This window comes from Pseudomonas sp. FSL L8-0168 (genome assembly GCF_037976155.1).
Taxonomy (GTDB): Bacteria; Pseudomonadota; Gammaproteobacteria; order Pseudomonadales; family Pseudomonadaceae; genus Aquipseudomonas; species Aquipseudomonas paracarnis.
This window is the reverse complement of the sequence record NZ_CP150262.1, coordinates 5,075,105-5,095,395: the sequence shown is the minus strand read 5'-3', so window position 1 is coordinate 5,095,395 and position 20,291 is coordinate 5,075,105. Positions and strand designations below refer to the sequence as shown.

General features: G+C 59.8%; 18 protein-coding genes. 12 read left to right on the top strand and 6 right to left on the bottom strand.

Annotated features, from left to right (window positions below; genetic code table 11):
- Window positions 1–31: 31 nt before the first annotated feature.
- The 4 genes from MHH62_RS23530 (at window position 32) to MHH62_RS23515 (ending at window position 4,536) form a co-directional block, all read left to right on the top strand.
- Window positions 32–679: a DUF1120 domain-containing protein gene (locus tag MHH62_RS23530; protein ID WP_014720430.1), complete on the top strand. Its 648-nt coding sequence runs from the start codon at window positions 32–34 to the stop codon at window positions 677–679.
- Between the two features lie 177 nt (window positions 680–856).
- Window positions 857–1,486, top strand: a complete 630-nt coding sequence (locus MHH62_RS23525) for a fimbria/pilus chaperone family protein (RefSeq protein ID WP_014720429.1) — start codon at window positions 857–859, stop codon at window positions 1,484–1,486.
- A gap of 7 nt (window positions 1,487–1,493) precedes the next feature.
- Window positions 1,494–3,995, top strand: a complete 2,502-nt coding sequence (locus tag MHH62_RS23520) for a fimbria/pilus outer membrane usher protein (RefSeq protein ID WP_339232006.1) — start codon at window positions 1,494–1,496, stop codon at window positions 3,993–3,995.
- A 31-nt stretch (window positions 3,996–4,026) separates the two neighbouring features.
- Window positions 4,027–4,536: a hypothetical protein gene (locus tag MHH62_RS23515; RefSeq protein ID WP_050587221.1), complete on the top strand. Its 510-nt coding sequence runs from the start codon at window positions 4,027–4,029 to the stop codon at window positions 4,534–4,536.
- On the opposite strand, the gene MHH62_RS23510 is transcribed toward MHH62_RS23515, so the two are convergent.
- Genes MHH62_RS23510 through MHH62_RS23495 form a run of 4 tightly spaced genes read right to left on the bottom strand, consistent with a single transcriptional unit; the run spans window position 4,508 to window position 7,347 of the window.
- Window positions 4,508–5,245 (bottom strand): amino acid ABC transporter ATP-binding protein, encoded by a 738-nt coding sequence (locus MHH62_RS23510; RefSeq protein WP_032902243.1) that lies wholly within the window; start codon window positions 5,243–5,245, stop codon window positions 4,508–4,510. The genes MHH62_RS23515 and MHH62_RS23510 overlap by 29 nt on opposite strands.
- On the bottom strand, window positions 5,232–5,882 hold the full coding sequence (locus tag MHH62_RS23505; protein ID WP_020301810.1) for an amino acid ABC transporter permease: 651 nt from the start codon (window positions 5,880–5,882) through the stop codon (window positions 5,232–5,234). The genes MHH62_RS23510 and MHH62_RS23505 overlap by 14 nt, the downstream gene beginning before the upstream one ends.
- Window positions 5,879–6,547, bottom strand: coding sequence for an amino acid ABC transporter permease (locus MHH62_RS23500; RefSeq protein ID WP_014720424.1), 669 nt, complete (start codon window positions 6,545–6,547; stop codon window positions 5,879–5,881). Before MHH62_RS23500 ends, MHH62_RS23505 begins: the two co-directional genes overlap by 4 nt.
- Window positions 6,548–6,561: 14 nt before the next feature.
- Entirely contained in the window at window positions 6,562–7,347 is a 786-nt protein-coding gene (locus tag MHH62_RS23495) for a transporter substrate-binding domain-containing protein (protein WP_014720423.1), read from the bottom strand.
- A gap of 256 nt (window positions 7,348–7,603) precedes the next feature.
- On the opposite strand from MHH62_RS23495, the gene MHH62_RS23490 reads away from it, so the two are divergent.
- From MHH62_RS23490 to MHH62_RS23465, 6 genes are all read left to right on the top strand, one after another.
- Window positions 7,604–8,299, top strand: coding sequence for an FCD domain-containing protein (locus tag MHH62_RS23490; RefSeq protein WP_014720422.1), 696 nt, complete (start codon window positions 7,604–7,606; stop codon window positions 8,297–8,299).
- 120 nt (window positions 8,300–8,419) lie between these two features.
- Window positions 8,420–8,749 carry a thioredoxin TrxA gene (gene trxA, locus MHH62_RS23485; RefSeq protein ID WP_014720421.1) on the top strand — a complete coding sequence of 110 codons (330 nt, stop codon included), beginning with the start codon at window positions 8,420–8,422 and terminating at the stop codon, window positions 8,747–8,749.
- A 234-nt stretch (window positions 8,750–8,983) separates the two neighbouring features.
- Window positions 8,984–10,243: a transcription termination factor Rho gene (gene rho / locus MHH62_RS23480; RefSeq protein ID WP_003176825.1), complete on the top strand. Its 1,260-nt coding sequence runs from the start codon at window positions 8,984–8,986 to the stop codon at window positions 10,241–10,243.
- Window positions 10,244–10,399: 156 nt separating this feature from the next.
- Complete coding sequence (locus tag MHH62_RS23475) at window positions 10,400–12,382, top strand: acyltransferase family protein (RefSeq protein ID WP_020301811.1); 1,983 nt, start codon at window positions 10,400–10,402, stop codon at window positions 12,380–12,382.
- A gap of 59 nt (window positions 12,383–12,441) precedes the next feature.
- Window positions 12,442–13,908: a 4-hydroxy-3-polyprenylbenzoate decarboxylase gene (gene ubiD, locus MHH62_RS23470; RefSeq protein ID WP_003195329.1), complete on the top strand. Its 1,467-nt coding sequence runs from the start codon at window positions 12,442–12,444 to the stop codon at window positions 13,906–13,908.
- Entirely contained in the window at window positions 13,908–14,876 is a 969-nt protein-coding gene (locus tag MHH62_RS23465; protein ID WP_339232001.1) for a CDP-6-deoxy-delta-3,4-glucoseen reductase, read from the top strand. The genes ubiD and MHH62_RS23465 overlap by 1 nt, the downstream gene beginning before the upstream one ends.
- A 121-nt stretch (window positions 14,877–14,997) precedes the next feature.
- On the opposite strand, the gene MHH62_RS23460 is transcribed toward MHH62_RS23465, so the two are convergent.
- Window positions 14,998–15,480, bottom strand: coding sequence for a hypothetical protein (locus tag MHH62_RS23460; RefSeq protein ID WP_014720418.1), 483 nt, complete (start codon window positions 15,478–15,480; stop codon window positions 14,998–15,000).
- 327 nt (window positions 15,481–15,807) lie between these two features.
- On the opposite strand from MHH62_RS23460, the gene MHH62_RS23455 reads away from it, so the two are divergent.
- Both MHH62_RS23455 and MHH62_RS23450 read left to right on the top strand, forming a co-directional pair.
- Window positions 15,808–18,195, top strand: coding sequence for a TonB-dependent receptor (locus tag MHH62_RS23455; protein ID WP_339231999.1), 2,388 nt, complete (start codon window positions 15,808–15,810; stop codon window positions 18,193–18,195).
- Between the two features lie 27 nt (window positions 18,196–18,222).
- Window positions 18,223–18,876, top strand: coding sequence for a gamma-glutamylcyclotransferase (locus tag MHH62_RS23450; protein ID WP_014720416.1), 654 nt, complete (start codon window positions 18,223–18,225; stop codon window positions 18,874–18,876).
- On the opposite strand, the gene glpT is transcribed toward MHH62_RS23450, so the two are convergent.
- Entirely contained in the window at window positions 18,873–20,210 is a 1,338-nt protein-coding gene (gene glpT, locus MHH62_RS23445; RefSeq protein WP_014720415.1) for a glycerol-3-phosphate transporter, read from the bottom strand. The two genes, MHH62_RS23450 and glpT, sit on opposite strands and share 4 nt — an antisense overlap.
- Window positions 20,211–20,291 lie beyond the last annotated feature (81 nt).

Sequence of the window (20,291 nt, the reverse complement as noted above, 5' to 3'; positions counted from 1 at the left end):
ACGCCTGTTAATTCCTAATGACAGGACGAGCATGAAAAAAATTATTGGATTAACCGTCGGTATGGTGTGCCTGGCTGCAACCCTCAATGCCCAGGCAACCACCAGTGCGCAGTTGGTCGTCAGGGGCACCATTACACCTGCTGCCTGCAACCTCAGCCTGGCGGGCAGTGGCATCATCGACTACGGCACGATTCGCTCGGGCGAATTGTCCCAAACAGCGTTTAACCCGCGCGAAGAGAGGACCACTTCGCTGGTGATCAATTGCGGCACCACGCCTGCCAGGTTCGGGCTCACGTTTACCGACCTGCAAGCGGGCAGCAAGGTGACGGGCATCCTCGGCGCGGGCTTCACCGAAGCACAGAACTATGGTTTGGGTATGGTAGGCGCCCGGCGTACCGGTGGCTATTCGGTGACTCTCAAGGACCTCAGGTCCTCCGGCACAACGCTGTTTCCGATCATGCGCAGCGGCCTGGGGGCCTGGTACAACAGCGATGGCAAAGTGGCCCAGTCGCCGAGCCAGTACTCTTGGCGTAATGGCACGACGATTACCCCTGCCGCTATCAGCCAATTGACCGGTACGCTCGCGGTGAAAGCGGTAATCAACAAGGCTCGGGATCTGGATTTAAGCCGCGACATTTCCATTGATGGGCGCGCCACGCTTGTATTGAGTTACATCTAAATAACTGAAAGCAGCCGATCAAGAAACTAACCCTTTCTTATTGGCTGTTTTTCTATGGCTGCGCGATTGCCAATCGTCAATGGCATGAGTTGAGGGGAATACTGAGTGCGTGGTTTTTTAATAAGTTGTGTATGGCTGTGGCATCTTTTTTTTAGTGCTGTTGCCACCGCCGACGGTATGTTGCCGGAAACAACAGTGGTGGTGCTTTATGAAGAGGACGGCGAAGCCACCCTGAGTATCAAGAACACCGATGCGGGGCCCGCGCTGCTGCATTCCGTGGTTGAGAATGTGCCTGAAGACCTGGAGCCGCTACTGATTGTCACACCGCCAGTTACCCGTGTGGAGGCAGGCGACACCCAGCTGGTGCGTTTTATCAGCACCCTGAAACAGCCGCTCAAGACCCAGCGGCTCAAGCGCGTGTCGTTTGAGGGCATCCCCCAGGCGCGGGCTGCGGGTGGTGCGACCATTGGCATCACCCTGCGGCAGAATTTGCCGCTTATCCTGCACCCCCAAGGCCTGCCGCGACACCATACGCCGTGGGAATTGTTGACCTGGAAGCGCGTCGGGGACCGGCTCAGCGTCCACAACGACAGCGCCTATGTGGTGCGCCTGGCGCCAGATGTGCAGCTGCTGCCACAAGGCACACTGGCGACATTGCCGCGCACTTACATCTTGCCGGGTGAGGCATTGGTGGCGAAGGGCGAAGGTACTCTGGGCAATGTGGCTCAAGTAGAGATCCAGCCCGCCACGGTCTACGGGTTTTCGGTAGACAGCTACCGAGCGCCGGTCATCACCGATGAAGGTTGATCGGTTCATGAGGCTTCCTTCGAGGCGCGACATTGCCGGTACTGCCTGGCCCGGTCGATCCACGTTATCCATCGGCTTTGCGGCGCTCTGGAGTCTGCCTGGTATGGCGACCGCGCTGGAACTCGGGGAAGGGTTTGACCTGGCGGCCCTCACAACCCACGGCATAGACCCCAAGGTTGCCGATTACTTTCGCAGTGCGGCGCGCTTTCGCGAAGGTGTCCAGGTGGTGGGGTTGCGGGTCAATGGCAACCCGCTTGGGCGGGTGGATGCCCGGTTTGGTTCGCAGGGTGAGTTGTGTTTCACCCCAGGTTTACTTGAGAAGGCCGGGCTGGTTAAACCCGGCACAATCCTGCAGCCCGGCGCCAGGCCCGACCAGGCCTGCCATGACTTTCTCGGCGCATTCCCGGCGACGATGGTGCGGCTGCGCCCCGGTAACGACGAAGTGGTACTGGTGGTGCCGACACAGGCCTTGCGCGAATCCCAGTGGGAAAGCGGGAATTTTTCCCACGGCGGCGCGGCAGCGTTGTTCAACTATGACGTGCTGGGTTACGACAGCCATTTGCGCAGTGGGCCCAGCCGGTTCGTGTCGGCTTATACAGAGGCGGGCTTCAACCTCGACGACTGGATTGTCCGCAGCCGCCAGTTCTATGTGTCTGACAACGGCCAGACCCGTACCGAACACTTGCACGCTTATGCCCAGCGGGATATCGCCGGGTTGCAGTCGACGTTCCAGACAGGCCAGATCTCCAGCAATAACCCGTTGTTTGGCGGGATCCAACTGTCGGGCGTGCAGTTCTCCCCCGATGGGCAGGCCAGAACACCCGCAGGCGGCAATAACGCAGTGGTCGAGGGGTTGGCCCAAAGCCAATCGCGGGTTGAAATACGCCAGTCCGGTGTGTTGGTCCACAGTACGTTGGTGCCTGAAGGACCGTTCCGGCTGACGGGCTTGCCCCTGCTTAACACCACCAGCGACCTTGAGGTCAGTGTAATTGACGTGCGGGGTGCCAAGCGCAGTTTCGTGGTGCCGGCGGCATCGTTCGCGGGGGCTACCCCCGCGGCGCCTGGATACTATTTGTCGGTGGGCGAGTTGCGCAGAACGGCGGGTGAGGAAGGGCCTTCACCGGTGATCGCCATGGGCAGTGGTACCTGGGGGCTGGGGAGCCACTCGTCTGCGGGTTTTGGCTTGTTGAGTACCGATGACTATTGGGCGGCAGGGGGCACCCTGAGCAGCGTGTTTTTCCAGCGGGTTTCTGTCAACGCACGCCATAACCTGTCCCGGGACAGCCAGAAGGCCGTGTCCGGCTCACGCAGCAGCCTGTCACTGAGCAGCCCGGTCGGGGCCAATATCGACGTCAACCTCAGCGCCACTACCCAGACGCGTGGTTACCGTGAAGTCACTGAAGTGGGCCAGTCGCTCAGGGCCGATGATCTCGATTCCCACTTTAAAAACCAGTACACCGCGGGCGTGAGCTGGGCCGACCCCACGCTGGGCGTATTTTCTTTGAATTACACCCGCAGCGCTCAGTTTGGCGGGCAAACCAGCGAGCATGTGTTTGCCTCATGGAACAAGTCGTTTGGCCATGCCGATGTGGCGCTGATCGCTGATTCACAGGTAGGGGGTTCACGGGCTGGCCGTGACGCCACCTATACAGGCAGCCGGCGTGATCGTGCCGTGGATAACGATGTGTCCCTGCGGTTGCAGGTCAGCGTGCCGCTGGGCGGCGATCGCCGTGTGAGCAGCTACACCAGCCGCCGTGGGGAGCAATTTACCGCTGGCACTGCACTGAGCGAGCGGGTCAACGAGTATGTGAACTACGAAGTGGGAGTTGAGCGTGACATGCGGGCCAGGGAGCAATCGTTGCGTGGGCAAGTGGACTTGTTGCCACGCTATACGCGAGTGGGCCTGGGCGTTAGTCGTGACCCGCTGGGCACCAGCTACACCGGCCAATGGCAGGGTGGTGCGGTGGCTCACGAAGGCGGGCTGACCTTTTCGCCCTACAGCGTGCAGGACACGTTCGGCATCGTCTCGGTCGGCGATATCGGCTCGGCGAAAGTCGAGACGCCACAAGGCCCGGTATGGACCGACTTCAGCGGCCAGGCGGTAATCGCCGGCTTGCCGGCCTACACCAACAGCCGCGTCCAGGTGCAGACCCCTTCCTTGCCCAAACGGGTGGACCTGAAAAACGGCACCCAGGTCCTTGCGGCAGGCCGAGGCTCGTTCAATAACGTGGATTTTGACGTGGTGAAAGTACGCCGGATGCTGGTAACCGCCAACGATCAGCACGGCCGACCATTGCCTCAGGGCGCCTCGGTCTTGGGCAAGGGCAATCGCTTCATCACCAGTGTGGTGGGCGAGGGCATGATTTTCTTCAACGACGTCTCCGAGTCGCAAAGCCTGAAAGTTTCATTGCCGGACTCTTCCACTTGCCTGTTGCACATCGACCCCGAGGCCAAGCCTGACAATGACAAATTCTATGAAGCGGTATCGGCTGTGTGCCAGGGTAGTTAAGCGTGCAAGCCTGCCCTTGGCCCTGTTATGCATGTTGCTGGCAGCACTTGATGCGCAAGCTGAAAACTGTCGGCTATCGCTGAGCCAGTCGCGCATCGACTATGGGCCGATATACCGGGATGCAGTGGTTGAAAATGCCGCTGTGGTGCTGGCTACCCGCACGTTCAGCATGACCGTGCTCTGCGCGGAGCCGGCGGCAATGGCCCTGCGTTTTGTCGCAGCGCCTGCCGATGGGCAAGGGTTTCGGTTTGGTCGTGAGGGGCGTTTGCGCTTGCGTCTCAAGCATGCCCAGGTCGACGGGCGAGCAGTCGGCTGGTCGTCTGCTCAAGCACCTGATGAGTCGGCCAGCGGCCAGTTGTTACCCGGCCAGGCCTTGATTGCGCGAGTCTCAGGTGTGCCGGTGACAGGGCGCAGGCTCACCGCCCAGGTCGATATCGACACCGAACTGCCCTTCGACGCGTTGATGGTACGCACGCAGGCCCACCTTGAAGGGCAGGGCCGTTTCGAACTGGTTAGCCCGGCTGTTCCACCGAGCCAATGAAGTTAGCCAGCTCGGCCGTTTTCGGGTTGGCGAACAATACCTTCGGGTCACCGGTTTCATGTACCTTGCCCTGGTGCATGAACACGAGCTTGTCGCCGACCTCACGGGCAAAACGCATTTCGTGAGTCACCATGATCAGGGTCATGCCGTCCTGAGCCAGTTGGCGCACCACGCTCAGCACTTCATTGACCAGTTCGGGGTCCAGGGCTGAAGTGATCTCGTCGCACAGCAGCACCTTGGGCGACATGGCCAGGGCGCGGGCAATGGCGACGCGTTGTTGCTGGCCGCCGGACAGGCGATCGGGAAAGGCGTCGAATTTTTCGCCCAGCCCGACCCGGTCCAGCATCTGCCTGGCCAGTTGGGCGGCCTTGGCCTTGGGCACTTTCTGCACCACTTGCGGCGCCAGCATCACGTTCTCGCCCACGGTCAGGTGCGGGAACAGATTGAATTGCTGGAACACCATGCCGACCTTCTGCCGCAGGCTGCGCAGGTCGGCGCGGGCGGCGTCGAGGTATTCGCCATCGACTTCGATTACACCGTCGTTGATCGACTCCAGGCCATTGAGGGTGCGCAGCAAGGTGGACTTGCCCGAGCCGCTGCGGCCGATGATCGCGACCACCTGGCCTTCGTCCACCGTTAAGTCGATGCCCTTGAGTACGTGGTGATCGCCGTAATACTTATGCAGGGCAGAAATTCTAAGCAGAGGCATGCAGTCTCCTTTCCAGGTAGCGCGCACTGAGGGACAAGGGGTAACAGAGCAAAAAGTAACCGAGGGCCACCAGGCCGTAGACCATGAAGGGTTCAAAGGTGGCGTTGGCGAGCATGCCGCCCGTCTTGGTCAGTTCGGTGAAGCCGATGATCGAGGTCACGGCGGTGCCTTTGACCACCTGCACCGAAAAGCCCACCGTCGGCGCGACAGCAATGCGCAGCGCCTGGGGCAGGATCACATAGCGCAGTTGTTCAAGCGGGTTGAGGGCCAGGCTGGCCGAGGCTTCCCATTGGCCGTGGGCAATGGAATCGACGCAACCGCGCCATATTTCAGCCAGGTAGGCACTGGTAAACAGGGTCAAGGCAATTGCCGCTGCCAGCCAGGGCGATATGTCCACGCCAAGCAGGGCAACGCCGAAAAACACCAGGAACAGCTGCATCAGCAGTGGCGTGCCCTGGAACAGTTCGATATAGGTGCGGGCCATATTGCGTGAGAACGCTTTGCGGCTGATGCGCAGGGTCATCACCAATAAGCCGATCAGGCCGCCGCCCACAAACGCCACCAATGACAGCAACAGCGTCCATTGCAGGCCGGTCAGCAGGTTGCGCACAATGTCCCAGAACGAAAAATCACTCATCGGCTGTTCCTCATGACAAACCGTCGGCCGATCCAGTTGAGCAATTGGCGAATCATCAGCGCCATGCACAGGTACACCAGGGTGGTCAGGGCATAGGTTTCAAAGGCACGGAAATTACGCGACTGGATAAAGTTGGCGGCAAAGCTCAATTCTTCAGTCGCAATCTGCGAACACACCGCCGAACCGAGCATCACGATGATGATCTGGCTGCTCAGGGCGGGCCACACCTTGCCCAGGGCCGGCAGCAGCACCACATGGCGAAACGCTTCAAAGCGCGTCATTGCCAGTGCCGCGGCCGCCTCCAGTTGCCCCCGTGGGATGGCCTGGATGCCGGCACGGATGATCTCGGTGGAGTAGGCCCCCAGGTTGATCACCATCGCCAGCACGGCGGCTTGCCACTCGGTAATTTTCAACCCGAGGGATGGCAGGCCGAAGAAGATGAAGAACAGTTGCACCAGGAACGGCGTGTTGCGGATCAACTCGACATACACACCAAAGACCCACGCAAACGGTTGGATCTTCCACGCCCGTACCACGGCGCCGACAGTGCCCAGGGCCACGCCGAGGATGGCGCCAATGGCCGTCAGCTCAAGGGTGAACAGCGCGCCACGCAGGAGCAGGTCGGTATTGGCCAGCACCGGCACAAAGTCGAATTGATAGGCCATCTTTGAGCTCCGCGTCAGAGGTCGGCAGGCAGCGGTTCTTTGAGCCACTGCATCGCGTTTTTCCCAAGGCTGCCGTCAGCCTTGGCTGCCACCAGGATCTGGTTGACCTTTTCCAGCAGCGCCGGCTCGTTCTTGTTCACGCCTACGTACACCGGCGAATCCTTGAGTTTCACCTTCAGTGCCGGTACGCGCTTGGGGTTGCGTTCGCTGATGGCCACCATGACCACGTTGCCACTGGCGATCAGGTCGACCTGGCCGGCCAGGTAGGCGGCGATGGTGGAGTTGTTGTCTTCAAAACGCTTGATCGTGGCTTCCTTGGGCGCTACCGCGGTCAGCTCGATGTCTTCGATGGCGCCACGGGTCACGCTGATGGTCTTGCCCTTGAGGTCGTCGAGGCTGGCGATGGCGGCATCAGGCGGCCCAAACACGGCAAGGTAGAACGGCGCGTAGGCGTTGGAGAAGTCGATGACCTTTGCGCGCTCGGGGTTCTTGCCCAGGCTGGAAATAACCAGGTCGACTTTGCCAGTGGTGAGGAACGGTATGCGGTTGGTGCTGTTGACCGGCGTCAGTTCCAGCTTGACCTTGAGTTGGTCGGCCAGCAGCTTGGCGGTGTCGATGTCCAGGCCCCGGGGTTGCATGTCAGGGCCGACCGAACCAAACGGCGGGAAGTCCTGGGGGACGGCAACCTTCAGGGTGCCACGGGCGACGATGTCATCCAGACCACTCGCCTGGGCGGGTGCCTGGCTCAGCATCAGGCTGGCAAACAGGGCAGTGAGCAGGGCGCTGTAGCGCTTGGTCATGGCAACTCTCCGAAAAAGGCGAAGGAATTTTCTGAGTTTGCCCAGTGCACAGCCCATGCCAGCACCGTTCGGATCGTCTGCAAGGCTGATTTTTGTTGAGGTGCAGTGGTCTTACTGGTCTGAACAGTGGTCAGGTTTCCCGCACCCTTTTCGAGCGTTTGCAAAAAGCCGCGAGCGCCTTTGGGGCGTGGCTTGCAGCCAGCTATGAATAGTTTTACAACGGGTCACACACGCTATCGGGAACCCTGAGCTTTTTATGAATTCCATTGCCCAAGCCGTACCGGAAGCGGCCTTGCAGGCCATCCGCAAACTGATCAAGGAGCAAGGCTTTGGGCCGGGCGACGCGCTGCCATCCCAGCGCGACCTGGCCCTGCAATTGGGGGTGAGCCGGGCGTCGTTGCGTGAGGCGCTGTCGTCCCTCAGCGCTTTGGGCGTGGTCAACGTGCAGCCGGGCAAGGGCGTGTTCGTGCAGGACGTGCAAGAGGCACCGGGGTTCGCCTGGCCCTTCGCGGCGCAGGCCACGCCGCCGGATATCTTCCAGCTGCGCTACGCCTTGGAGGGGTTTGCGGCGGGGTTGGCAGCAGTGACACTGACCCTCGATGCACTGGACAGCCTGCAAGACAACGTCCAAGCCATGCGCAAAGTGCTCAAGGCGGGCGACTTCGAAGCGGCCGCCCGCCTGGACTTCGAATTTCATCAGCGTATTCTGCTGGCCAGCGGTAACCAGGCCATGGTGAGCATCCTGAGCGCCAGCGCCGAGGTGTTTCTGGAAAGTCAGAAGCTACCGTTCATCCGGCCGGAACGGGCCATGGAAACCTGGCAGGAACATCGCAGAATCCTGCGCGCCCTGGCCCGCCGCAACAGTACGGCGGCGCAGAAAACCATGCAGGAACATATACGTAATGCAGCGTTGCGCACGGGCATTGCGTTCATGACGCCCGCCACGCCGTGACAGAGTCATACCCACGCTCATTCAACCTCATAGCAAGACTCAATCAGACGCGGCTTCCTGAACAGGGGAAGGGCGGCTATGATGGGCAACGTTTTTTTTGCTTACAATCCGGAGACATCCATGAGCAGCGATCTTATCAAGCACGTCACCGACGCGACCTTTGAAGCCGAAGTCCTCAAGGCTGACGGCCCGGTGCTGGTTGACTACTGGGCTGAATGGTGCGGCCCTTGCAAAATGATCGCTCCGGTCCTGGACGACATTGCAACCACCTACGCAGGCAAGCTGACCATTGCCAAGCTGAACATTGACGAGAACCAGGACACCCCGGCCAAGCATGGCGTGCGTGGTATCCCGACCCTGATGCTGTTCAAGAACGGCAATGTCGAAGCGACTAAAGTGGGTGCTCTGTCGAAGTCCCAGTTGCAAGCTTTCCTCGACGCGAGCCTCTAAGCGTCGTCAAAAAAGCCCCGCAAATTGCGGGGCTTTTTCGTAAAACAGGGCTAGACGCTCCGAAATCCAGGTGGTACATTCGGCCCCGCAGTGGTTTCTCCACTGCCCCCTGCAAGCCGTCGCCGACGCATTCCTTTTCGATTAGTACGCGATCCTGTCGCCTTCTCTGCGGCGCGGCCTCATTAAGCCAAAAGCTTAATTTCCCCCCTCCATAAATGATTACGTCATTCCTATATGAATCTGACTGAACTCAAGCAAAAGCCGATTACCGACCTGCTCCAACTGGCCGAAGAAATGGGCATAGAAAATATGGCCCGTTCGCGCAAGCAGGACGTGATTTTCTCCCTGCTCAAGAAGCACGCGAAAAGCGGCGAGGAAATCTCCGGTGATGGCGTGCTGGAGATTCTCCAGGACGGCTTCGGCTTCCTCCGCTCTGCAGATGCGTCCTATCTCGCCGGCCCAGATGATATCTACGTCTCGCCGAGCCAGATCCGTCGCTTCAACTTGCGCACCGGTGACACCATCGTTGGCAAGATCCGTCCTCCGAAGGAAGGCGAGCGTTACTTCGCCCTGCTCAAGGTCGACACGATCAACTTCGATCGCCCCGAGAACGCGAAAAACAAGATTCTCTTCGAGAACCTGACGCCGCTGTTCCCGACCGTGCGCATGAAGATGGAAGCCGGTAACGGCTCCACCGAAGACTTGACCGGTCGTGTGATTGACCTCTGCGCTCCAATCGGCAAAGGCCAGCGTGGCCTGATCGTCGCACCGCCGAAAGCCGGTAAAACGATCATGCTGCAGAACATTGCAGCGAACATCGCACGTAACAACCCTGAAGTTCACCTGATCGTACTGTTGATCGATGAGCGTCCGGAAGAAGTGACCGAGATGCAGCGCACCGTGCGCGGCGAAGTGGTTGCCTCGACGTTCGATGAGCCGCCAACCCGCCACGTGCAGGTTGCCGAAATGGTGATCGAGAAGGCCAAGCGCCTGGTCGAACACAAGAAAGACGTGGTGATCCTGCTCGACTCCATCACTCGTCTGGCCCGCGCCTACAACACCGTGATCCCGAGCTCCGGCAAGGTGCTGACCGGTGGTGTCGATGCCCACGCCCTGGAAAAACCAAAGCGTTTCTTCGGCGCTGCGCGCAACATCGAAGAAGGCGGCTCGCTGACCATTATCGCCACCGCGCTGGTTGAAACCGGCTCGAAGATGGACGAAGTGATCTACGAAGAGTTCAAGGGTACCGGCAACATGGAACTGCCTTTGGACCGTCGCATCGCTGAAAAGCGTGTGTTCCCTGCGATCAACATCAACCGCTCCGGCACCCGCCGCGAAGAGCTGCTGACCGCAGACGACGAACTGCAGCGTATGTGGATCCTGCGCAAGCTGCTGCACCCGATGGACGAAGTCGCTGCCATCGAGTTTCTGATCGACAAGCTGAAAACCACCAAGACCAACGACGAGTTCTTCCTGTCGATGAAACGCAAGTAATACAGCGTTTCAGGTCCAAAAAAATGGCGCCCTTAATGGGGCGCCATTTTTTTTGCGTCGAGATTCTGCGATTTTTGTGGCATAAGTATCCGTTAAGTAACAAAAATTGACGCGTGACTTCGCTCATCCCTTTCGTCGCAGACTGACCACATTCTTATGACCACCCTTGCTTACCGCAGAGACATCGATGGCCTGCGTGCCATCGCTGTCCTTGCAGTCGTGTTGTTCCACTTTGGTGTCCCTGGCATTACTGGCGGTTTTGTTGGCGTTGACGTCTTTTTCGTCATCTCGGGCTTCCTGATCACGTCAATTATCTGGCGTGAGCGTCAAGCCGGACGCTTCAGCTTCATCGACTTCTGGGCTCGCCGTGCCCGGCGTATCTTGCCGGCCCTGTTTGTGATGATCGCGGCGACACTGGCAGTGGGTTGGTTTCTGTTGGCGCCCAAGGACTATGAAGAGTTGGGGCGGTCTGCGCATTATCAGGTGACCTTTACCTCGAACCTGTTGTTCTCGCGCCAGCACGGCTATTTCGATGCTTCATCAGACATCAAACCCCTGTTGCATACCTGGTCATTGGCAGTAGAAGAGCAGTTCTATATTTTCTTCCCATTGCTGTTGACCTTGCTCTCCAGCCGTTTGAAGCACTGGCGCCTGGCATTGTTCGCGGTGCTGCTGGCGTCGTTTGGCATGAGCGTCTGGGCGGTTCAGCATGAGCCACAGAAAGCTTTCTTCCTGTTGCATCTGCGGGCCTGGGAGCTACTGGCCGGTGCGATGCTGGCGGTGCAGCCCAAGCGTGAGTGGCGCGCGTCGCGGGCCTTGGCGCAAGGGATCAGCCTGGCTTCCCTGGCATTGATCCTCATCGCTGTGCTGGGCTACGACGCGAAAACGCCGTTCCCAGGCGCGACTGCGTTGTTGCCTGTGCTGGGTGTGGTCGGGTTGATCTGGGCCAACGGCCAGCAACAGACTTGGGTCGCTCGCCTGTTGGGCACGCGGATCATGGTGGGTATCGGGCTGATCTCTTATTCCTGGTACCTCTGGCACTGGCCGGTATTCGTGTACGCCAACTACGCCGCGGTGGATGGCTTGAGCGCGCTGGAACTGGGGGGGCTGATGCTGCTTTCGCTGGTGCTGGGCTATCTGTCCTGGCGCTTCGTGGAAACGCCGTTCCGGGAAAAACGTTTGCTGGCTTCGCGTAAGGCGATTCTGGCGTCAGCCATGGTCGGCATTCTGGGGCTGGGCTTCACTGGCCTTGCGATACGCGAAGCTGACGGCGTGCCTTCGCGCTTGTCCGAACAGGCGTTGCGTTTTGCCCAGGCCAAGAAGTGGAGCCCTGACCTGCTGGCGTGCATGGCCGACAAAGATACGCCCGATGAACGCTTGTTCTGCCATTTCGGCCCGAAAGACCAATCGGTTTCGGCGTTGGTATGGGGTGACAGTCACGCTACCGCGCTGATACCGGCACTCAAAGAGGGCGCTGATCGTCACGATATCAGCCTGGTCGAAGCCAGTTTTGCCGGCTGTATTCCCCTCGATGGCCTGGAAAATATTGCCCGCTGCGCGCATTTCAACCGGCGCGTCGAGAAGGCCATGGCCGAGCAGACGTTCAGCGATGTGGTGTTGGCCGCCCGCTGGAGCCTGTATGTGTATGGGCAAATGTCCGGTGACAAGGAGCATGCACTCAAAGATCCTGGCACCGGCCAGTATGTGCGTGCCGTCGCCGAACAACGCTTTGCCCAGGGCCTGCGCGAGCGCATTCGGGACTTGCGCGCTGCCGGCCACAAGGTCTGGTTGGTCAAGGAAGTGCCGCTGCAGGAAATCATCGTGCCTTACCGTCTCAGCCGCCTGGCCATGATGAACCGGCCCGTGGACGGTGAAGGGCTCGCCGTGGCCGAGCATGTGAAGCGCCAGGCCTTTATCACGCAATTGTTTGATGAATTGGCGGCTGCCGACAGCGGTGTCGCGGTGCTGGACCCCGCGCCATTACTGTGCGGCGCCGATGGGTTGTGCCGGGTCGAACTCAATGGCCGCGCGTTGTATACCGACGATAACCATCTTTCGGACGTCGGCGCGCGACACATCGAAGCCTTCCTGGAACCGTTGTTCAGTTCGTTGCAATCACGTGGATTGACGGCCAATTAAGCTGCCAGCCGCCCTCAGAGCAGGTAGGATGTACGCCTATTTTACGGGTGGCATGGTTAATGAAATTCAAGGATCTTCGGGATTTCGTGCAGCAACTTGAGCAGCGCGGAGAGTTGAAACGTATCCAGATGCCGATTTCTCCGGTGCTGGAAATGACTGAGATTTGCGACCGCACCTTGCGCAACAAGGGCCCGGCGCTGTTGTTCGAAAACCCGACCGGCTTTGATATCCCGGTGCTGGGCAACCTGTTCGGTACTCCCGAGCGCGTGGCCTTTGGCATGGGCGCCGAGTCCGTCAGCGAGCTGCGTGAGATCGGCAAGCTGCTGGCCTTTCTCAAGGAGCCCGAGCCGCCCAAGGGCTTGAAGGACGCCTGGTCCAAACTGCCGATCTTCCGCAAGATCATCGCCATGGCCCCCAAGGTGGTCAAGGACGCGGTGTGCCAGGAAGTGGTCATTGAAGGCGATGATGTCGACCTGGCCATGCTCCCGGTGCAAACCTGCTGGCCCGGCGACGTCGGCCCGTTGATCACCTGGGGCCTGACTGTCACCAAGGGCCCGAACAAGGATCGCCAGAACCTCGGTATCTACCGTCAGCAAGTCATTGGCCGTAACAAAGTGATCATGCGCTGGCTCAGCCACCGTGGCGGCGCCCTCGACTTTCGTGAGTGGTGCGAGAAGCATCCCGGCAAGCCGTTCCCGGTGTCCGTGGCCCTGGGTGCCGACCCGGCGACCATTCTCGGTGCCGTCACTCCCGTACCTGACAGCCTCTCCGAGTACGCCTTCGCCGGCTTGTTGCGCGGTAATCGCACGGAGCTGGTGAAGTGCCGCGGTAACGACCTGCAAGTGCCGGCTACCGCCGAAATCATCCTTGAAGGCGTGATTCACCCAGGTGAAATGGCCGATGAAGGCCCGTACGGCGACCACACCGGTTACTACAACGAAGTCGACAGCTTTCCGGTGTTCACCGTCGAGCGCATCACCCATCGGGTCAAGCCGATCTACCACAGTACCTACACAGGCCGTCCGCCCGATGAGCCGGCCATCCTCGGTGTGGCGCTCAACGAAGTGTTCGTGCCGATCCTGCAAAAGCAATTCCCTGAGATCACCGACTTCTACCTGCCGCCCGAGGGCTGTTCGTATCGCATGGCCATCGTCACCATGAAGAAGTCGTATCCGGGGCATGCCAAGCGGGTAATGCTCGGTGTGTGGTCGTTTTTGCGACAGTTCATGTACACCAAGTTCGTTATCGTCACCGACGACGACATCAATGCCCGGGACTGGAACGACGTGATCTGGGCCATCACCACGCGCATGGATCCCAAGCGCGACACGGTGATGATCGACAACACGCCTATCGACTACCTCGACTTCGCGTCGCCGGTATCGGGCCTTGGCTCAAAGATGGGCCTGGATGCCACGCACAAATGGCCGGGCGAAACCACGCGTGAGTGGGGCCGGGTGATCGTCAAGGATGAAGCCGTCACGGCGCGGGTCGATGCGATCTGGAAAGAATTGGGAATAGATTGATGCGTGTAACCCTGCAACCTTCCGGTGCTGTGCTGGAACTGGTCCCTGGCGAGCGAATCCTCGAGGGCGCCCGTCGCCTGGGCTATGAGTGCCCTCAGGCCTGTCGCAATGGCGTGTGCCATGTCTGCGCGGCGTTGCTGGTGGAGGGCCGGGTACGCCAAGCCGGGGAAGTGCGCGATCATGGTGAGTTCTACACCTGCATCGCCGAGCCCCTGGAAGACTGCATTGTGTTGTGGGATGGCGTACTGGCGCCAGGAGAGTTGCCGTTGCGCAAATTGTCATGCCAATTGATCGAGTGCGTGGAAGTCGGCGGCGATGTCTGGCGTGTGCGCCTGCGCGCCCCGGCCGGTAAGGCGGTGCGTTACCACGCCGGGCAATACTTGATGCTCGAACGGGAGAGCGGCGAAAAGTCGGCGTTTTCTCTGGCTTCTGCGCCCCATGCCGGGCGTGAGTTGGAGCTGCATGTGCTGGTGCGCGAAGACAGTGCGCGCAACCTGATCGAACAATTGCAGCGCAACCAGATGGCTCGTGTGGAACTGCCGTTCGGTGACACCCACCTGGCCGAGTTGCCGGACGGGCCGCTGGTGCTGATGGCCGCCGGTACCGGTATGGCGCAGATGCACAGCCTGATCGAGCACTGCCGCGCTTCGGGCTTCAAGCACCCGGTGCACCTGTATTGGGGCGTACGGCGCCCGGAAGATTTCTACCAGATCGAGCACTGGGATCAGTGGCTGCAATTGCCCAATCTGTTCCTGCACAAAGTGGTCAGCGACCTGTGTGGCTGGGAAGGGCGCTGCGGTTTGCTGCATGAGGTAGTGTGCGAAGACATTGCCGACCTCAATAGCGTGCACGTCTACGCCAGCGGTTCGCCGGCGATGATCTACGGCACCTTGGACGCACTGGTCAACGCCGGCATGGATGCGCACCGGATGCGCGCCGATGTCTTCGCCTATGCCCCACGGCCCTAAGACCTTGCGCTGCAAAATGTGGGAGCTGGCTTGCCTGCGATAGCGGTGGGTCAGCGCCTCATTTGCCGCCTGGCACACCGCTATCGCAGGCAAGCCAGCTCCCACCCAGGACCGTGCTGTGTCAGAAGCGCACGCCAGTCGTCACCATTGCTGCGTTGAACCCGAGCAGCACCAGCTCCGCCGCCACCGGCCCGTAATGCGTTCCCACCGATGGAATGATCACCGGCGCCACACCGAATCGGTTCAACGGGATCTTGTCGCGGTACTCGCCGCGATAGCCCTGGATCAGCCCGCCGGTCAACTTCGCATACACCGGATAGTCGGCCATGTCATAGCGCTTGCCCGCATAGGCGTAGTACGAGCGTTGGCGGAACGAGTTGCGAAAGGTCACCCCGCCATACACCAGGCCCGACGCCTCATTGCGCTCCAGGCCGATCAAGTCCTGCTTGTTGTTGTGTTGCGGGTCGGGTGCAAAGTGCCGGGTGTAGATGCTGGTCTGGGCGTACCAGAAGCCTTTGTCGTCAGTGACCGTTGGCGTTTCGCTAGCCAGTGCTGTGGTGGCCTGGGCAAGCAATAGCAGGCCAGGCAATCGGAATTTTTTCATGGGCGACCTCGGTAGTCGATTTGATGAGCGGCTAAGTGGGTCGTTATAGGCGCGTCAGTTTGACGGCTTGGCACCCGCCCAGGCTGAACCGGGGCTGAAAGTACCGGGATTAGCCGCGTGGATCCTGACGAATGGGCGAGTGTGCTTATGCTTTTGCTTATTCTTTTAAGGTATTTATTCTGGTTGATGAATATCTTTAAGCTATATCGCAACGGACTACCGACTTCATCGACCATAACCAGATACTGACCGCCACCGCCCGCCAGCCGGATCGATCGTACGAACTTCGCGCATTGCAGTTCTATTTTTGATTCAAAGGGGAGCGGTATGGGCAGCTACAGGAAACACGCGCTATACACGGCGATTTTGTCGGCAAATTTGCTGACCGTTGTGGGATTCAATCCAGTTCTGGCAGACGAAACATCTGCGGTTGATGCACCTAAACTCGACACCGTGATCGTCACCGGCACCCGCGCCCAAGAGCGCACCGCCAGTGCATCGCTGTCGCCAATCGACGTTATCTCCGGTGAAACCCTGCGCAGCACCGGCTCCGATGAGCTGGGTGCCGTATTAGCGCGCCTGATTCCGTCGATCAACTTCCCCCGACCAGGCCTGGTGGACGGCGCCGAACTCGTGCGTCCGGCGCAGTTGCGCGGCTTGTCGCCGGACCAGGTATTGGTACTGGTCAACGGCAAGCGTCGCCATACCAGTGCCTTCGTCAATCTGGGCGGTGCGGTTGGGCGCGGTTCGGCTCCGGCAGACTTGAATGCCATCCCGCTGTCGGCGGTGGACCATATCGAGGTGCTGCGCGACGGCGCTTCTGCCCGTTACGGCTCCGATGCGATCGCCGGGGTGATCAACGTGATCCTCAAGCACGCCGACCATGGCGGCTCGGTTTCCAGCAAGTTTGGCGAGTACAAAAAGGGTGACGGCATCCAGCGTAATGTCAGCGGTAATACGGGCCTGGCATTGGGCGACAATGGCTTTATCAACCTGTCTGCCGAAGGCGCCGACAACGATTACACCAACCGCGCCGGCAACGACTACCGCCCCGGCAGCATCGGCTCTACTACTTACGGCCAGCGTGTGTTCCGCCAAGGTGAGCCGGCCACCAATGAAGGCAAATTCCAGTTCAACTCGGAGTATGCCTTCAACGATGCCGCCGAGTTCTACACCTTCGGTGGCTACAGCAAGCGGCGCGGTGAAACGGCAGCCTTCTACCGGGCAAGCAACGCGTCCAACAACATCAAGGCGCTCAACCCCAACGGCTACCTGCCACTGATCAAAGGCAACCTGGAAGACACCTCGCTGGTAGTGGGCTTGCGCGGCCTGCTGGCCTACGACTGGCATTACGACTTGTCGGCCAACTACGGCAAGAACCAGTACGAATTGGGGACTGAAACCATCAACACCTCACTGGGCCTCGCGACGCCGCGTAAATTCAATAACGGCACACTGAGCAACGATCAGAAGCAAGTCAGCCTGGACCTGTCCCGTGAATTCGATGTGGGCTTTCTGCCGTATCCGGTCTCTGTGGCGTTCGGCGGTGAGTACCTGCATCAGGGCTATGAAATCGAGGCGGGCGAGCCCGCGTCCTATTACCAGACCGGCAGCTCCGGCCTGGGTGGTTTCCGCGATGCCGATGCCGGTACCAGCACGCGGCATAACTGGGCGCAGTATCTGGACCTGGAAACCAACTTCACCGAAAAGCTCAGCGCCTCGGCTGCCGTGCGCCATGAGGATTACAGTGACTTTGGTTCCAACGTCAGCGGCTCGCTGTCGGCCCGCTACGACTTCACCCCCCAGGTGGCCGTGCGCGGCAGCATCTCCAACGGTTTCCGTGCGCCGTCCCTGGCCCAGCAGAATTTTGCCTACACCTCATCGCAGTTGATCGGTAGCACCATCCAGGAAGCCGGCACTTTCCCGGCCAACAGTCAGGTCGCGCGCCTGCTGGGTGCCGAAGACCTCAAGGCCGAAAAGTCGCGCAACTACAGCCTCGGCCTGGTGCTCGAGCCGGCCGATGACCTGACCGTCACGCTCGATGTGTACCGCATCGACATCCGCGACCGCATCAGCCTGTCGTCCAACCTCAATCTCAACCCGGCCACGGTGGCCTACCTGCAAGCCAATGGCGTCGGCAATATCAACTACACCACGGCCCGTTACTTCACCAACGCCACGGACACCAGCACCGATGGCGTCGATCTGGTAGCCAACTATCGCTACCAGCTCGATAACGGCATTCGCTGGAACAGTACCGTGGGCTACAACTACAACCACACCAAAGTCACCGACGTGAAAGCCAACCCCGCGATTCTCGACAGCCTGGGGGCCAACCTGGTGCGGGTGGACCGCCGCGAGCGTATCGGTTTGCTGGGCGATACCACGCCCCAGCACAAGCTGAGCCTGGGCAATGACTTCACCTTCGGTAATTGGGCGCTGCACACTAACCTGGTGCGCTATGGTGAGTTCACCAGTTATCAGACGGACAAGGTCAACGATCAGACCTTCAAGGCCGCCTGGGTGCTGGACCTGTCAGCGGATTACAAGTTGAAGAACTGGACCTTCACCCTGGGTGGCGACAACGTCACCGATAAGTACCCGGAGAACGTTAACGCCTTCGCCAGCAGCGGCGGCAACCTCGCCTACAGCACTTTTTCGCCGTACGGTTACAGCGGCGCGTTCTATTACGGTAAAGTCGCTTACAACTGGTAACACACAGGAGGCGCACCGCTTTTCGCCATGACCGCCATTGAAACCGATCTTCTGCAATTGGCTTACCCTCCGCGGCTCGATCTGGGGCCGCAACTCACTCACGAACAATTGATGAGCTCGATGCAAGCCACCATGGCTCGGCACAAGGGTGGGCCGGTGTGGCTGTTTGCGTATGGTTCGCTGATCTGGCGCCCTGAATGCTCGTCGACCGAGCGGGTACGTGCACGGGTTCACGGTTATCACCGTGGCTTGTATTTGTGGTCACACGAGCATCGCGGTACGCCGGAGCTGCCGGGGCTGGTGTTTGGGTTGGATCGCGGTGGTTCCTGCAGCGGGTTTGCCTACCGCTTGCCGGAGGACCAGTTGGAGGCCTCGCTTTACGCCCTGTGGCAGCGTGAGATGCCTTACCCCTCGTACCGGCCGCACTGGCTCAGTTGCCGATTGGAAGATGGCAGCACCGTGCAGGCGTTGGGGTTTGTGTTGGAGCGGCATTTGCCCAGCTATGCCGGCAACTTGCCCGATATCGTGCTTAATCATGTACTGCAAAGCGCTTGCGGGCGTTACGGTACGACTCGCGATTATGTCGAGCAGACCGTGAACGCCCTGCGTAGCCACGCCATGCCAGATAAAAACCTGGAGGCGCGGCTCAAGCGTTGTGCCAAGGATTGCCTGGGCGGTTAACGCGCCGAGCTGACACTGTTGGTGTGCCACAGCGTAGGGATCAGGAACGCGATCGCCAGTACGCAGGCGCTGATCAGCAGTACAAAGCCGCCGTCCCAGCCGAAATGGTCAACCGTATAGCCCATGGCGGCACTTGCCGCTACCGAACCGCCCAGGTAACCGAACAAGCCGGTGAAGCCCGCTGCGGTACCGGCGGCCTTCTTCGGAGCCAGTTCCAGTGCCTGCAGGCCGATCAGCATCACCGGGCCGTAGATCAGGAAGCCGATGGAGAACAGCGCAATCATGTCGATCATCGGGTTGCCCGGCGGGTTGAGCCAGTAAACCAGGGTTGCCACTGTCACCAGGGCCATGAACACGATGCCGGTCAGGCCGCGGTTGCCACGGAAGATCTTGTCCGACATCCAGCCGCATAGCAGCGTACCCGGGATACCTGCCCACTCGTAGAAGAAGTACGCCCAGGACGACTTATCGACCGTGAAGTGCTTGGCTTCTTTCAAGTAGGTCGGCGCCCAGTCCAGTACGCCGTAACGCAACAGATAGACGAACACGTTGGCGAAGGCGATGTACCAGAGCATTTTGTTGCGCAGCACGTACTTGACGAAGATTTCCTTTGCGCTGAATTCGTCTTCGTGGCTGGCGTCGTAACCTTCCGGATAGTCGTTCTTGTACTGCTCGATAGGCGGCAGGCCCACCGATTGCGGGGTGTCGCGCATGGTGATGAAGGCAAACGCCGCCACCGCCAGGGCCACGGTGGCCGGCACGTAGAACGCCGCATGCCAGTCGTTGAACCACGCCATGCCGAGCAGGAACAGCGGGCCGATCAAGCCACCCCCGACGTTATGCGCCACGTTCCACACGGACACCACGCCGCCGCGTTCTTTCTGCGACCACCAGTGCACCATGGTCCGCCCACTTGGCGGCCAGCCCATGCCCTGGGCCCAGCCGTTGATGAACAGCAAAATGAACATCATGGTCACGCTGGAGGTTGCCCAAGGCGCGAAACCGAAAATGAACATCACCCCCGCCGAAACCAGCAGGCCGAAGGGCAGGAAGTAACGTGGGTTGGAGCGGTCGGACACCAGGCCCATCAGGAACTTGGACAAGCCGTAGGCAATCGCGATCGCCGACATCGCCAGGCCCAGTTCACCGCGGGTGTAACCCTCGTCGATCAGGTAGGGCATGGCCAGGGAGAAGTTTTTACGCAGCAGGTAGTAGCCGGCGTAACCAAAGAAAATACCCGCGAAGATCTGCCAGCGCAGCCGTCGGTAGGTACTGTCTATTTTTTCTTCAGGCAGGGGCGCCTGGTGTGCGGCAGGACGAAAGAAAGCAAACATTCAAGAGCTCCAAATTTCTTGTTTTGACTGCGGATGCGAATGTTACAGTTTCGTTACCGAAAATAGCATCGCCTCTTATCC

Bases quoted from the DNA above. Each gene is read 5' to 3' on its own strand.
- MHH62_RS23530 (WP_014720430.1), top strand. From the start codon at position 32: ATGAAAAAAATTATTGGATTAACCGTCGGTATGGTGTGCCTGGCTGCA.
- MHH62_RS23525 (WP_014720429.1), top strand. From the start codon at position 857: ATGTTGCCGGAAACAACAGTGGTGGTGCTTTATGAAGAGGACGGCGAA.
- MHH62_RS23520 (WP_339232006.1), top strand. From the start codon at position 1,494: ATGAGGCTTCCTTCGAGGCGCGACATTGCCGGTACTGCCTGGCCCGGT.
- MHH62_RS23515 (WP_050587221.1), top strand. From the start codon at position 4,027: ATGTTGCTGGCAGCACTTGATGCGCAAGCTGAAAACTGTCGGCTATCG.
- MHH62_RS23510 (WP_032902243.1), bottom strand. From the start codon at position 5,245: ATGCCTCTGCTTAGAATTTCTGCCCTGCATAAGTATTACGGCGATCAC.
- MHH62_RS23505 (WP_020301810.1), bottom strand. From the start codon at position 5,882: ATGAGTGATTTTTCGTTCTGGGACATTGTGCGCAACCTGCTGACCGGC.
- MHH62_RS23500 (WP_014720424.1), bottom strand. From the start codon at position 6,547: ATGGCCTATCAATTCGACTTTGTGCCGGTGCTGGCCAATACCGACCTG.
- MHH62_RS23495 (WP_014720423.1), bottom strand. From the start codon at position 7,347: ATGACCAAGCGCTACAGCGCCCTGCTCACTGCCCTGTTTGCCAGCCTG.
- MHH62_RS23490 (WP_014720422.1), top strand. From the start codon at position 7,604: ATGAATTCCATTGCCCAAGCCGTACCGGAAGCGGCCTTGCAGGCCATC.
- trxA (WP_014720421.1), top strand. From the start codon at position 8,420: ATGAGCAGCGATCTTATCAAGCACGTCACCGACGCGACCTTTGAAGCC.
- rho (WP_003176825.1), top strand. From the start codon at position 8,984: ATGAATCTGACTGAACTCAAGCAAAAGCCGATTACCGACCTGCTCCAA.
- MHH62_RS23475 (WP_020301811.1), top strand. From the start codon at position 10,400: ATGACCACCCTTGCTTACCGCAGAGACATCGATGGCCTGCGTGCCATC.
- ubiD (WP_003195329.1), top strand. From the start codon at position 12,442: ATGAAATTCAAGGATCTTCGGGATTTCGTGCAGCAACTTGAGCAGCGC.
- MHH62_RS23465 (WP_339232001.1), top strand. From the start codon at position 13,908: ATGCGTGTAACCCTGCAACCTTCCGGTGCTGTGCTGGAACTGGTCCCT.
- MHH62_RS23460 (WP_014720418.1), bottom strand. From the start codon at position 15,480: ATGAAAAAATTCCGATTGCCTGGCCTGCTATTGCTTGCCCAGGCCACC.
- MHH62_RS23455 (WP_339231999.1), top strand. From the start codon at position 15,808: ATGGGCAGCTACAGGAAACACGCGCTATACACGGCGATTTTGTCGGCA.
- MHH62_RS23450 (WP_014720416.1), top strand. From the start codon at position 18,223: ATGACCGCCATTGAAACCGATCTTCTGCAATTGGCTTACCCTCCGCGG.
- glpT (WP_014720415.1), bottom strand. From the start codon at position 20,210: ATGTTTGCTTTCTTTCGTCCTGCCGCACACCAGGCGCCCCTGCCTGAA.